We start from the raw sequence: 12,155 nt of genomic DNA, 5'->3' as shown, positions 1-12,155 counted from the left end.
ATTAAAGCAGAGTTGAATTGTTCGTGAACCAAACACTGATCAACGCTGTGATTGCTGGAACAGCTTGAGTCAGAATGATCGATTTTTTTACTGTGAAGCTACCGAAGATACCAGCAATGATGATGCAGCTTAGAAAAAATAGCTGAATTTCAAAGGCGAATTGAGTAGCGAACAAACTCCAGATCAGTCCGGCTGCTAGAAAACCGTTATACAAACCCATATTCATTGCTAGCTGAACTATCAGCTTAATTCCTGGCTGATTCACAGAGTTAATCGACTCTCCGAGCAACCATTCTCGAACTGACTTGTTTTTGGACAGAAACATTTCTAATATCAGAAACCCAATATGCAAGACTGCAACCAGTCCAATTAGAAAATTGGTAATTGTATTCATAAGTTCACTGTATGTAGATTGATTGAGCTGACAATAGTGAGTTTTTTAAGAATCAATCTCCCTCTTTTTCTGAGGGGATGTTTCCAGTTGCAGCTTCAGTAACACCCTTTAAACCCAAAGCGGCAAAGAAAATTTCCAGACTCAACGACAAATCAATGCTCTGACTTGATTGAATAGTTTCAATCTTCGTCTGATCAGATCCGAGTTGTGGCTGTGGTTGTGCATCATTTTTCGCAATTACCAATAAACCTGCCACAATTCCTAAAACCATCCCAGACAACGATCCTAGGTATAAACCATCCCTCTCTTTTCTGATAAAAAAGATTCTACCGCTGCTCTGAGCAAATTCATGCACCAGACCACCTAATGCACCAATTGCAATCGTATGAAGCAGCAGTAGCCCAAAATTTGCGCTGACCAAAGCTAAGATCAGAGAACCACATGTAAAGCCGCTTGTCCAAGCAATAGAACGTTTTTCATTGGGTGTGAGAGCCGTATTCGTCGAAGCTATCTCAGATGAACTAGAGCTTTCATTTGAGGTTGAAGAATCATTAATCGATGAAGTCATAGTTATTTGTGAATTATACTGATTGATATAATGTCTGCGGTTTTACAGCAGTTTTTGCTCCCTATCTCCCCAATTTTTGGGAAAACCGAGCTACACTATCTGCTTGAAGTTTCTTAGTAATGGGGGATTCAGAGAGCTGAAAGAATTTGCAACTATGCCCTATTCATCTGAAAACTGCTGTAAGTTAAACCGCTTGAAGGTTGAGCAATCGAACGTAACTGATGGTCCTAAACTTCTGCTGTTTCCGCAGCCTCCTGTCCCTGTTTCTCCTTCCGCCTCCGCAGCGCCGCCATACCTAGACCGACTAAGCTTGGTAGCAGGGCCGGTGTAGGGACAGCTGTTGCAGGTGGATTAGGCCCATTCATGAATGCGTTAGTTGAAGCGAAAATAGGAGAGCCGTCAAAGGGATTATCATTATTGTCGATGGCAAACCGAGCTGAGGTGCCGTCAAAGGGAGTGTTGTTATCCCACTGTCCTACAGATTTGTTGGCAGAAAAGATGTTGTAAACCTGTCCTGAACCTTCGGAAGCGTACAAGCTGAACCCTGTTCTAACGTACTCACTACCAGCAGGCCCGCCCTGGATGTCCAGCAACGAAAAAGAATTGCCAAATCCGCTGAGGTCAAATGTATGACTGAAAGCACCAGAGTTTACCATCAGACTCAGTAGAGGAGCTGACGTGACAAGGTATTTAGTATAAATGCCGCCAGCAACGTCTGTAGTTACAAGACTACCGTCATCATAGGTATAGTCAGCCGTAAATTCTGTGCCTACTGCGAGTCCGTTGACTCCTCCGGAAGCATCCTCCCAAACTCCACTGATTCGCCCAGTTACAATAGCGGCTTGGGCTGTGGTCGTGCAAACTGCGCTAATGGCGAAAACAGCAGCGATTGTTGCAGCAGAGAGAGAAATCTGTTTGAGGTTGAACATGAATTAAAACTCCAAAATATGGTGAATGTATTTTGGTAGATGAGCAACGTCTGTTCTGCCCATTGGCATAGCTGTGTAGAATGCCAGCCTTCAGTCAAGGCGTGAGGCTGATAAAAAATCTTGCTGAGGGTCATGAGGTCAAGTGCTGATCTGAAGCTGCAGAATTCTCGATTGCCAGCCAGCTTGATATCTTGAGGATGTTTAGCAACTTTGACATGATCCAGATGAGCGACTCACTTCACCTGTAAAGGTGTTGATCTCTTCAATCACGCAACTACCATCTGCATACTTAACCACCCGACGAATTAACCCGCCGCCCAAACTTTCCTGACAAATCACAGTTGCCTGGGCCAGAATTTGTGAATTGTCTTTCTCCCGGAAAATCTTTGAGGGAATATTTGCTGATGCAGCAACAGCAGGTGAAGAGAAAAGATTGAACAACAGGTTAGGCTCTGAAGTATTCAACTCATTATTTTGATGTAATGACTCAAAGCTGATCCACTTAGCATTCGCCTGCTTACTGGTTTCAGATACTTGCACTAGCATATCGCCGGAAGGGCAAATCGTGACGCTCAATTTGATGTTGTCCGCTGTTTGAACATCCTTGATCTGCTGAGTTCTTGCACAATCAAAGTTCTCCTGCCACATTTTTTCTTGTTCGATAGCTGCACGAGCTTTGTCAAATGGAATGCCTTGACCAATCGAAACAGCAATTGCCTCAGCGTTGGGGGCAAGGAGAGCAATTAGACCTGTTGCTACACTAGCAATTACAGGTGAACTGAGAATTTGAGCCGAAAATTGAGCTAATATGCTCGGTGCGTTTTGTCGGTTATCATTTGGATTACTCGATACCATAAAATCTATTACTCCTTGTTCTTTAAATTGATAAAATTTTTTGCAACTCTGAGATGGGCACAACTCTGCCATTCAAGCCCTTTTGCCAGACTATTTTCTCAGGTAAGCTTCATCCCGCACTCACTCTGATTAGCGCCGTTTGACATGGTTCAACACTAACGGACTGCTACCCACCTTGGCAGCCGGTAAAAGTCACCAAAAAGTCAGATGAAGGTCCGATAAAGGTCTGATAGAGAATCTGAAAATTCTCTGTAATTTCCGCAGGTTAGGAGGAGTTCCGCATTACAAATAAGGAATGAAGAGAAAGCCGTAGTTTCACGGTGAATACCAGGGTGGCTGCCGCGTCACGTCCATCGAGCTGCGACAAGACTTTAATCTAATGCACTAGTTTTGTGTCTTCCCTGGAGAACAGCATTCATGACCGTTGAAGAAGCAATTGCGCTCGTTGAGCATGTGATCGAGCAAGGACAGCTCAACAAAGTTCAAGCATTAGTCCTACGCGAGGCATGGCAAGGAAAATCGTATCTAGAAATTGCTGTTGCCGCTGGTTACGATCCAGGATACATCAAAGATACGGGTTCCAAACTTTGGCAGCGACTTTCAGAAGTATATGGTGTAAAAATCACCAAGCTCAACTTTCAACGGGTGCTCAAGCAAATTGCCTACCAGACACCAGCCAACCTTCCAGCCAACCAGTGGGTTAAACCGCGAGCCGATTGGGGCGAAGCCATCGATGTTTCTACCTTCTACGGGCGCGCTCAGGAACTGACCATGCTGCAAGATTGGATTGTCCAAGACCGCTGCCGATTGGTGACGCTGCTGGGTATGGGCGGCATGGGCAAAACCTCACTCTCGGTCAAGCTGGCAGAAGAAGTTCAGAGCGAGTTTACCAGTCTGATCTGGCGTTCGCTGCGAGATGCACCTCCAATCGACGAACTTTTGCCCACGCTGATCCAAGCGCTCTCCCAACAGCAAGACGCAGAACTGCCCACTAGCGTCGGCGGCAAACTCTCGCGCCTGATTGAACTGCTGAAGCAATTCCGCTGTTTGATTGTGCTCGATAACTTTGAAACCGTCTTGCAGAGCGGCAAACGGGCTGGCATCTACCGCGACGGCTACGAGATGTATGGGGAACTGCTAAAGCGGGTGGGGGAAATTGCCCATCAGAGTTGCCTGGTTCTGACTAGCCGCGAAAAGCCGCAGGAAGTCGGAATGATGGAAGAAGACCAAACCATCAAACTCTGGGAGTTCACCCCCCACCCCTCACCGCTCGGCTGAGCGCTCGCGTCGAAGCCCTCTACCCCTCACCCCTCACCCCCCACCCCTTCCGCACCCTACGGGGACACACCGGACGAGTCCTATCCGTGGCCTTTAGCCCGAACGAGCAACTTCTGGCCAGCGCTAGTCCAGATGGGACGATCCGGCTCTGGAATCCCAACACCGGACAATGCTTGAGGGTGTTGCAGGGGCATACGAGCTGGGTTTGGGCAATTGCCTTTCACCCCAACAGTCAACAAATCGCTAGTGCAGCCTATGACCATACCGTTAGACTGTGGGATGTACATACAGGAGATTGTATTTATACGCTCAAAGAACATACTAGCTCGGTTTTATCAGTTGCCTTCAGCCCCGACGGCAGGTGGTTAGTCAGCGGTGGCTATGAGCAAACGATTAAACTATGGCATCCCCAAACCGGTCAGTGTCTCAATACGCTAAGAGCACATCTGAATCGAGTTTGGACGGTTGTCTTCAGTCCAGATAGTCGCTATTTCGCCACAGGTGGAGATGATCACATGGTCAAATTGTGGGATGTTGCGGCTGGAGAATGCGTTCATACATTCACGGGACACAAGAGCCAAGTTCTATCCCTCTTGTTTAGCGCCAGCGGCGATCGTTTAATCAGCAGCAGTGCCGATCAAACCATTCGGATCTGGAACGTTCACACTGGCGAATGCACAACCGTTCTAGAAGGGCATCAACACTGGGTCTGGTCACTGGCTCAACCCATGAATGATGAAATCCTTCTAAGCAGCAGTCAGGATGAAACCATTAAAGTCTGGCAGCCTGAAGCTGAACCAATCACGCTGCGCTGCCCCCGCCCCTACGAAGGCATGATTATTGCCGGAGCAAAAAGTTTAACCGAAGCCCAAAAAGTTTCGCTGCAAGCATTGGGAGCCGTTGCATCTACCTCTTCGTACCGCATTACATCATAAACATGCGGCGATCCAGGCTCTTCGGATCATGGGTGTTGCCAAAGTTTTCTAGGTTATCGTCGGTTTCGAGGCGGCCATCGACTAAGGTGATGATGCGGTCGGCTACATCCAGAATTCGATTGTCGTGCGTCACCATTAGAATCGTGCGGCCTTCTTGTTTGGCAAGTTGTTGCATCAACGTCACTACTTCTCGGCCAGATTTTTTGTCGAGGGCGGCGGTGGGTTCATCGGCCAGAATCAGGGCGGGCTGGTTGACGAGGGCACGGGCAATTGCGACTCGCTGCTTTTGGCCACCAGAAAGGGCACTGGGCTTGTAGTCTACCCGGTCTGCCAAACCGAGCTGGCTCAGTATTGCGATGGCTTTTTGGCGTTTATCGCCCCATTCATCGAGTAGTTCTACCGCCATTTCAACATTTTGGGCTGCGGTTAGCGAATCAAACAAATTATGAGCCTGAAAAATAAAGCCAATATTGCGGCGCACATTCACGAGTTCAGCTTTGCTGAGACCGACAATTTCCTGGCCCAATACCTTGAGGCTGCCCTCCCGCACGGTGCGCAACGCGCCGATTAGCGTCAGTAGGGTGGTTTTACCAGAGCCGGAAGGACCCGTCATGATCACAATCTGGCCCTTAAGCAGATCGAGATCAATATCAAACAAGACCTGTTTACGTAAATCGCCCTGACCGAAATAGTAGTTCAATCCACGGATTTGCACCGCATGGGCGTTTGGATCAGAGTTTGTCTCCAGCGTTGTTGATCCAACTGATTGACTCATGGATTGGCTCATGCTGACACTCCTTAGGATCCAAAAACTTCTGCCGGATCGGTGGCTTGGACTTTGCGCACGGCAATTGTGCCAGAGATTAAACACATGATTGTCGTAGCAATAAACAGGTTAATCATCCGCGTAATCGTCATCTGCATTAGCAAGCCAGTAGCGTTCATTGTCAACTCATAGAGTGCCCAGCTAATCAGAAAGCCGGGAATAAATCCAATCACAGCCAGAATAATCGCTTCTTGCAGCACAATTCCTAACAGGTACCAATTCGAGTATCCCATCGCCTTCAGAGTCGCGTATTCTGCCCAATGTTCGGCAACGTCAGTGTAGAGGATTTGGTACACCAGAATAATCCCGACAATAAAGCTCATCGTCGCCAAGAGGGAAAACACAAAGCCAATGCTGGTATTGTTGCGCCAGTAATCCCGCTCCTGCTGGACAAATTCAGCCTTGGTCAGGACTTTCACATCTTTGGGAAGCTGATTGCGCAAGGCTTGAGCCACCGCCTCTACATTTGCACCTGTCACTAGTTTGAGCAGACCGACATCGACCGTATTAAGCGTGCGGCGGTCTTCATCGGGTCCCAGTGCGCCGAAATAGCGCAAAAAGTTTTGGTCGCTCATCACGATATTGCCGTTACCGGAGGCAAAATCGGTACCCAGACTAAAGGTGCCAACCAAACGCACCTGCTGTTCGGCCAGTTCGGTGACAATGCCCGCCTCGGTAGGACCCACTTCCGGACGGGAGCGGTCATCGATGAGGGCGGTCCAGGGCAAATGCAACTGCTCCTGATGGGCTACGACTCCAGGCAGCGGCAGTACCGGGTCTTGCGGATTAAAGGCCATCACCCGCAGCGGACGAATGCGCTTGGTTTCGGGATTTTTCCAGTAGGCGGTGGTGGTGTAGAGCGGATAGGCTTGCTCCACTCCGTCATAGGCCTGAGCTTGGTACAGCCGGCGGCGGGCAAATTGTTCGGGCACAAACATGTTCAGCTTTAGTTTGCTGATCACGACCACATCGCCATTCAGCAGCTTCAGTAACTGCACCTGACTATCGTAGAGAGCATTTTCAAAGCCACGAAACATGAACATTAGCAGCACCGCAAACGAGACGCCTGCAATTGCCGTCAGTAACCGTCGCCGCTCGTAGGTGAGATTCGCCCAGGCTAGAGGCGTGCGTCGTCGCATCAAAACACCTCCGCTGGATCGGCCAAAACTACTTTTCGCACCGAAACCAGAGCCGACAGGCTGCACATGCCAATCGTCAGCAGCAGCACATGCACGGCTCGCCCTAATTCCATGCTGATCGGTAAGCCGCCGTTGGTAGCCCGCAGGGTGAGTTCGTAAAGTCCCAGGGAAATGGCAAAACCCGGAATATAGCCTAACACCGCTAGAATCACCGCTTCTTGAACCACCGTCCAAAACAGAAACTGACTGCGGTAACCCATTGCCTTCAGCGTCGCGTATTGTTTCATGTGATCGGAAATGTCGGTATAGAGAATTTGATAGACAATCACAACGCCAACGATACAGGATACGATTACGCCCATACCAAAGATAAAGCCGGTAGAAGTAGTACCAATCCAGTAATCGCGTTCGCGTTGAATGATTTGGGGGCGGGTCAGCACCAGCACATCTTCAGGCAGGGTTCGGCGCAGTTCGGCAGCCACCTGTTCGACATCGGCATCGGGCTGTAGTTTTACCAAGCCGAGGCTGATCAATCGCAGCGGAAATGGATCAAAAAAGCGACGAAAGTTTTGATCGCTCATGATCAGGGTACCGTCTGCCGCGAAACCGCCTCCCAAGGTATACTGGCCGCCAATCGTGAGCTGACGCCGATCGACTTCGGTGACGGTGCCGGTCGTTTGCGGGCCAAACTCTGGACGCGACAATCGATCGATCAGGGCAGTGTCGGGACGCCGCAGGGCTGCTTGATTCTCAGGCGACTGGATTTCTGGAGCAACAAACACCGGATCGTTTGGGTTGATGCCATAGACAAAGATAGACCGATTGGTGCGCGTTTCGGGGTTGCGCCATTGCAGATAGCCCGTATACAGCGGCATTACCCGCTCGACTCCGGCAATGCCAGCCGCTTGATAGAGCCGTTCAATCGGAAATGCCTTCGTGGTGCTGATTTCCAGCGTTTGGGGCGAAACCAAATACACCTCCGCATTCAACTGGCTATAGATCATCGAAGCAGCCTTAGCCAGCGATCCCAAAAAGCCCAAATTCATGAAAACTAAAATCACCGCAAAGGCTACACCCGCGATTGCTACTAGCAGGCGCGTTTTTTCGTGAACGAGGTTGAGCCAGGCGAGGGGAGTTTTCATGGGTGAGGGGGTGGGGGTGGGGGGTGGAGGGTAGGGGGTGGGGGGTAGGGGGTGCGGGAGGTGGGGAGGAGTTAGTTTTCGACGTTGATGCGGACATCGACTTGTAGGTTGGTGAGGGCTTCGACGGGTTGGCTGTTGTCGAGGCGGATTTTGACTTCGACGACGCGGGCATCGGCGTTGGCGGCGGGGTCGTCGTCTAGGACGTTGTTTTTGAAGATTTGCCAGCCGATGTCGGAGACGGTGCCAGTCAGGGGTTGGTCGAAGGCACCGTTGCGGCTGGTGATGGTGGCGGGTTGGCCGACTTTGACGAGGTTGACATCGGTTTCGTAAACTTCGGCGACGGCGTACATCTGACGGGTATCGCCTAAATCGAGGATGCCGGTTTCGCCAATCGCTTCGCCGGCCTGCGTGATGATTTTGAGGACGCGGCCATCTCTGGGAGCGCGGATAATTGTGCGGTCGAGTTTAGCCTGGGCGAGCTGGAGGTTACGCTGGGCCGATTCGACGGCAACTTGGGCTTGGGACAGCGGTAAGTTTGCCTGCTGGGAGCGCAGTTGGGCTTGGGCGTTTTGGATTTCGGTGCGCCAGCGGGCTTCGATGCGGCTGAGGCTGGCTTGGGCATTGTTGAGCTGTTCTTGGGCTTGCCGCACTTCGGTGAGCTGCTGGTCGAGTTCCTGCCGGGAGATGGCTCCTTGGTCATAGAGGGATTGGAGTCGCGCTAGGTCTTGATTGGCTAGGTCTAGAGTGGCTTCTAGCTCGCGGATTCTGGCTTGCTGGGCCTCAATTTCGGCAGCACCGGGCAGTTGGGCCTGCTGGACGCGGGTTTGAGCTTCCTGGATCTGGGTTTGCCCATAGGCGGTAGTGGCTCGCAGTCGCTGCTCGGCTTCGGCAACCTGGGTGGCGGCGTAGTCTCGTTCGGCTTTGCGTTCGTCGTGACTCTCCAGATAGGCCAGCACGTCGCCGGCCTTGACCAGATCGCCCTGTTTCACCAGCAAGCGCTGGATGCGCTCGTTCAACGGCCCCCCAATGCGAATCACCTCTCCCTGCGGTTCCAATCGCCCTAAGGCCACAACCTCAACCCGCTGCGGTACAGGGGCTGCTTCCTCGACCGGAGCCTGAGCTGTTCGCTCTCCTAGCAGTCTGACCAACCCAAAACCGGTCACACCCAGCGCAATCAATCCAGCAATCGCCGCTACTAGCCATCCTTGTCGAAGCTTGGTGCCTTTACCCAGTGCCATATTCCTGTTGCCTTGTTTCTACAACCACGCTTAATCTTTTTTAATGATTTTCTAATTTCTATCCTCTACTATCTGCTGCCAATTCGACAATTTCGCCTTATCCAGATTCGACAATCTAGACAATCTAGACTCGACCGATTCAGATCTGTTTAGATTTGCTGCCAGCTAGGCTGTTGAACTCGTCCCCGTTTGTGGTGCACTCTCTGGTTTCTAGATCTCGGTCCATTTGCCGTCCCTTTGAGTGATCCGTCAGCACTGCCCGCACCCAAACCTGAGTCACAATCACAAGCGGTACGGCCAGCAGCAGCCCCGTCAAGCCGCAGAAAAAGGCAAGGCTGAGTTGAGCCAGCAGCAGCAGGGCTGGGAGAAGTGCCCCCGGTCGCTGAGCAGGTCGGTCTATGTTTTTTTGCCCTAGGCTTTCTTCTCGAGTAGCTGTCAGGGGAGCTGGAGAGAAGCTGCGATGCCTGGAATGAGAAGTGACGTTGTCAGATAGAAATTGGCGATGCAGGAAGGGATGCAGAAGCTGATATTTGCCGACCTGAATCACTAAATAGAGCACCACAACGGCAATCGCCTTTTCCGGAGAACTGAGCCAAGCTGCCGCGACCGGAGGAATCAGACTTAAAAACACTCCTAAATGGGGCATGATTTCCAAAAAACCAGCGATGGCCGCATTGGGAAGCACTAGAGGCACCCGCAGTAAGCCTAGGACCACCGCTGTTGCTAATCCTACCGCCAGCATTTCCCAGAGCGTGATCTGCATCCAGACAGCTAGCCGGTTCTCGCATTCAGCCAGCAGGGTATCCACTCGCTTGCGATAAAACGCCGGAACCAGACGAATTGCACCACGCCGATAGGCTGCTGGATTGGCTAGTAGCATCACGGTCAGCACCAGCACCAACAGTCCATGCAGCAGCAGCGTCAGCAGATCGGAAAACAGGGCAAAGAAATGATTCACGATCCAGCCAAGCAGAAGCTGGGCTTGCTGAGTCAAACTGTTGGCCGATACAGGACGCCACGCTTCTGGCAATTGGGACTGGAGCTGAAGCAGCCAAACCAGCAATCGCTCTAACGCCAAACCCACGAGTTGAATCAGGTGCTGCCCCTGCTCTACAAGCGGCGGTACAATCAAACCGCCAAACAATAGCAGGAACGTCAGTAAAGTCAGGAAAGCCAGCAGGTTAGCAATTCCTCGCTGCATTCCCAGTTGTTGCCAGCGCTTGACTAGTCGGTTCAACGGAATTGTCAGGATCATGGCGGTAAAAATCAGCAGCAGCACTTGCCGAATCCGCCACACTAAATAAAGGGCGACGAGCAGCACCAACAAGCCAATCCACCGTCCCAGTTTCACAAGCCGACTCCCGCTGTTGTGACCAACGGTCAGTACAATGCACCCAGTCTATTGGCTTTACTGTGAACAATTTGTCATTCTGTCGCATCCTCCGATCGGTTGGGATTGCGAATCGCAGATTCCAGACTAGAATTCGGTACTAGACTGGATGCATGACGGTGAAGCCTTCCTTTGTCTTTGTGCAGCGCTATGACTCATGCCCTAAAAATTACCTTTGAGGACTACCTCAGCCTGGAACCAGACAGCCTACCAGAGGGGCGATTTGAGTATGTGAATGGGGAATTGCGAGCCTTGCCACCAGAATCGGAACCAAATAACTGGATTTGCCGCTGTTTATTTTTGCAATTGGCGAACGCAAATCTGGTCTCAGCTCGGCTAATTGTCACCCATAGCTGTGAGGTAGAAGTACCCGTTTTGCAGGACAGTGACCCCAGAACTCGCATTCCCGATCTGGTGATTCTGCGCCCTGAGCATCTGGCCTTGACGCGCCGCCGCCTTACTATTACCAGAGATATGCCGCCGCCTGTGCTGATTGCCGAAGTTGTTAGCTCAGGTAACGCGAATGAACAACGCGACTACGAACGTAAGCGCGAACAGTACCAGGAATTAGGAGTTTTAGAATACTGGCTGATTGAACAACACCCAATCCTACAGGTAATTACGGTATTGGCATCTCAAAATGGTCTTTATAGAGAAGTGGGCGTGTTTCGAGGTGGCAATCGCATCATCTCACCGTTATTTCCTGATCTAACCTTGACTGCCGAACAGGTGCTAAATCCAGACTGTTAGTCGCTTGGCTACAATGCCTGCTGATCAAGCTGAGCGCCAAAATGTTGCAGTCAACAGCGCTGCAATCCCGCGGCAAAATGGATATGGCTCGGGAAATAGTCCGACTAGAAAGGCAGGTCACTATGAAACAGATAACAGGCTTTAATTCCGCAAGCTGGAAAGGCGAGCGAGGGGAATATTGGGTACTGGTACAGGCCATCCTCATGCTTGGCTATGTGCTGCTGCCGGTGTACCGCCCCGCTTGGCTAAGAATTGAACCACCGTTGCTCTATGGCGTGTGGGCCTTAGCCGGTGTCCTATTCCTATTGGCGCTGGTTTTGATCGGCAAGGGGTTGGTAGATTTAGGCAAAAATCTAACGCCGTTGCCCTATCCCAAACCAGAGGGAGAACTCGTTCAAACTGGCATCTACAGTGTTGTTCGCCATCCGTTATACAGTGGTGTCACCTTAGCAGCTAAAGCCTATGCGATTGGGCAACTCAGTCTCTCCCATTTTGTGGCGATGCTGCTGCTGTTTGTTTTCTTCAACTTCAAAGCTAATCAGGAAGAAAGCTGGCTGAGCCAGAAATACCCAGACTACTCGGAGTATCGGCAGCGGGTGAAAAAGCTGATTCCCTGGGTCTATTAGCCTTGAAGGTTCTGCCTGCAGCAACTACTTTACGAAAGGTAAAACTACAAGTTAATTTACGATGAGAATTTATCAGCAGACAAAC

General features: G+C 50.8%; 13 protein-coding genes. 4 read left to right on the top strand and 9 right to left on the bottom strand.

Annotation, left to right across the window (positions count from 1 at the left end):
• Position 1: 1 nt before the first annotated feature.
• The 4 genes from HJG54_RS35450 to HJG54_RS10890 form a co-directional block, all read right to left on the bottom strand.
• On the bottom strand, positions 2–394 hold the full coding sequence (locus HJG54_RS35450) for a DUF1304 domain-containing protein (protein WP_420717362.1): 393 nt from the start codon (positions 392–394) through the stop codon (positions 2–4).
• A gap of 52 nt (positions 395–446) precedes the next feature.
• Complete coding sequence (locus tag HJG54_RS10900) at positions 447–962, bottom strand: DUF4257 domain-containing protein (protein ID WP_316434926.1); 516 nt, start codon at positions 960–962, stop codon at positions 447–449.
• A 227-nt stretch (positions 963–1,189) separates the two neighbouring features.
• The gene (locus tag HJG54_RS10895; protein ID WP_316434925.1) at positions 1,190–1,891 is read right to left on the bottom strand and encodes a PTPA-CTERM sorting domain-containing protein; all 702 of its coding nucleotides are present in this window, start codon (positions 1,889–1,891) and stop codon (positions 1,190–1,192) included.
• Between the two features lie 201 nt (positions 1,892–2,092).
• Positions 2,093–2,818, bottom strand: a complete 726-nt coding sequence (locus tag HJG54_RS10890; RefSeq protein ID WP_316434924.1) for a hypothetical protein — start codon at positions 2,816–2,818, stop codon at positions 2,093–2,095.
• Positions 2,819–3,163: 345 nt separating this feature from the next.
• Between HJG54_RS10890 and HJG54_RS10885 the strand changes: the two genes are divergently transcribed.
• Positions 3,164–4,024 (top strand): NB-ARC domain-containing protein, encoded by an 861-nt coding sequence (locus HJG54_RS10885; RefSeq protein ID WP_316434923.1) that lies wholly within the window; start codon positions 3,164–3,166, stop codon positions 4,022–4,024.
• Positions 3,988–4,959, top strand: a complete 972-nt coding sequence (locus HJG54_RS10880) for a WD40 repeat domain-containing protein (RefSeq protein WP_316435633.1) — start codon at positions 3,988–3,990, stop codon at positions 4,957–4,959. The genes HJG54_RS10885 and HJG54_RS10880 overlap by 37 nt, the downstream gene beginning before the upstream one ends.
• Here the strand turns inward: HJG54_RS10880 and HJG54_RS10875 are convergent.
• The 5 genes from HJG54_RS10875 to HJG54_RS10855 form a co-directional block, all read right to left on the bottom strand.
• Complete coding sequence (locus HJG54_RS10875; RefSeq protein WP_316435632.1) at positions 4,949–5,734, bottom strand: ATP-binding cassette domain-containing protein; 786 nt, start codon at positions 5,732–5,734, stop codon at positions 4,949–4,951. The genes HJG54_RS10880 and HJG54_RS10875 overlap by 11 nt on opposite strands.
• A gap of 23 nt (positions 5,735–5,757) precedes the next feature.
• Positions 5,758–6,924, bottom strand: coding sequence for an ABC transporter permease DevC (gene devC / locus HJG54_RS10870; protein WP_316434922.1), 1,167 nt, complete (start codon positions 6,922–6,924; stop codon positions 5,758–5,760).
• Positions 6,924–8,066, bottom strand: coding sequence for an ABC transporter permease DevC (gene devC / locus HJG54_RS10865; RefSeq protein ID WP_316434921.1), 1,143 nt, complete (start codon positions 8,064–8,066; stop codon positions 6,924–6,926). Before devC (HJG54_RS10865) ends, devC (HJG54_RS10870) begins: the two co-directional genes overlap by 1 nt.
• Before the next feature lie 71 nt (positions 8,067–8,137).
• The gene (locus tag HJG54_RS10860) at positions 8,138–9,304 is read right to left on the bottom strand and encodes an HlyD family efflux transporter periplasmic adaptor subunit (protein ID WP_316434920.1); all 1,167 of its coding nucleotides are present in this window, start codon (positions 9,302–9,304) and stop codon (positions 8,138–8,140) included.
• Positions 9,305–9,443: 139 nt separating this feature from the next.
• A complete protein-coding gene (locus HJG54_RS10855) occupies positions 9,444–10,655 on the bottom strand; it encodes an AI-2E family transporter (RefSeq protein WP_316434919.1) in 1,212 nt (403 codons plus the stop codon).
• Positions 10,656–10,844: 189 nt separating this feature from the next.
• Between HJG54_RS10855 and HJG54_RS10850 the strand changes: the two genes are divergently transcribed.
• Positions 10,845–11,444 (top strand): Uma2 family endonuclease, encoded by a 600-nt coding sequence (locus HJG54_RS10850; RefSeq protein ID WP_316434916.1) that lies wholly within the window; start codon positions 10,845–10,847, stop codon positions 11,442–11,444.
• 122 nt (positions 11,445–11,566) lie between these two features.
• On the top strand, positions 11,567–12,070 hold the full coding sequence (locus tag HJG54_RS10845; protein ID WP_316434915.1) for a methyltransferase family protein: 504 nt from the start codon (positions 11,567–11,569) through the stop codon (positions 12,068–12,070).
• Positions 12,071–12,155: the final 85 nt, after the last annotated feature.

The organism is Leptolyngbya sp. NK1-12, from assembly GCF_032598965.1.
Lineage (GTDB): Bacteria > Cyanobacteriota > Cyanobacteriia > Elainellales > Elainellaceae > Elainella.
Note: the sequence above shows the minus strand (reverse complement) of the source record. Positions and strands in the feature narration are given on the sequence as shown.

Bases quoted from the DNA above. Each gene is read 5' to 3' on its own strand.
- HJG54_RS35450 (WP_420717362.1), bottom strand. From the start codon at position 394: ATGAATACAATTACCAATTTTCTAATTGGACTGGTTGCAGTCTTGCAT.
- HJG54_RS10900 (WP_316434926.1), bottom strand. From the start codon at position 962: ATGACTTCATCGATTAATGATTCTTCAACCTCAAATGAAAGCTCTAGT.
- HJG54_RS10895 (WP_316434925.1), bottom strand. From the start codon at position 1,891: ATGTTCAACCTCAAACAGATTTCTCTCTCTGCTGCAACAATCGCTGCT.
- HJG54_RS10890 (WP_316434924.1), bottom strand. From the start codon at position 2,818: ATGGCAGAGTTGTGCCCATCTCAGAGTTGCAAAAAATTTTATCAATTT.
- HJG54_RS10885 (WP_316434923.1), top strand. From the start codon at position 3,164: ATGACCGTTGAAGAAGCAATTGCGCTCGTTGAGCATGTGATCGAGCAA.
- HJG54_RS10875 (WP_316435632.1), bottom strand. From the start codon at position 5,734: ATGAGTCAATCAGTTGGATCAACAACGCTGGAGACAAACTCTGATCCA.
- devC (WP_316434922.1), bottom strand. From the start codon at position 6,924: ATGCGACGACGCACGCCTCTAGCCTGGGCGAATCTCACCTACGAGCGG.
- devC (WP_316434921.1), bottom strand. From the start codon at position 8,066: ATGAAAACTCCCCTCGCCTGGCTCAACCTCGTTCACGAAAAAACGCGC.
- HJG54_RS10860 (WP_316434920.1), bottom strand. From the start codon at position 9,304: ATGGCACTGGGTAAAGGCACCAAGCTTCGACAAGGATGGCTAGTAGCG.
- HJG54_RS10850 (WP_316434916.1), top strand. From the start codon at position 10,845: ATGACTCATGCCCTAAAAATTACCTTTGAGGACTACCTCAGCCTGGAA.
- HJG54_RS10845 (WP_316434915.1), top strand. From the start codon at position 11,567: ATGAAACAGATAACAGGCTTTAATTCCGCAAGCTGGAAAGGCGAGCGA.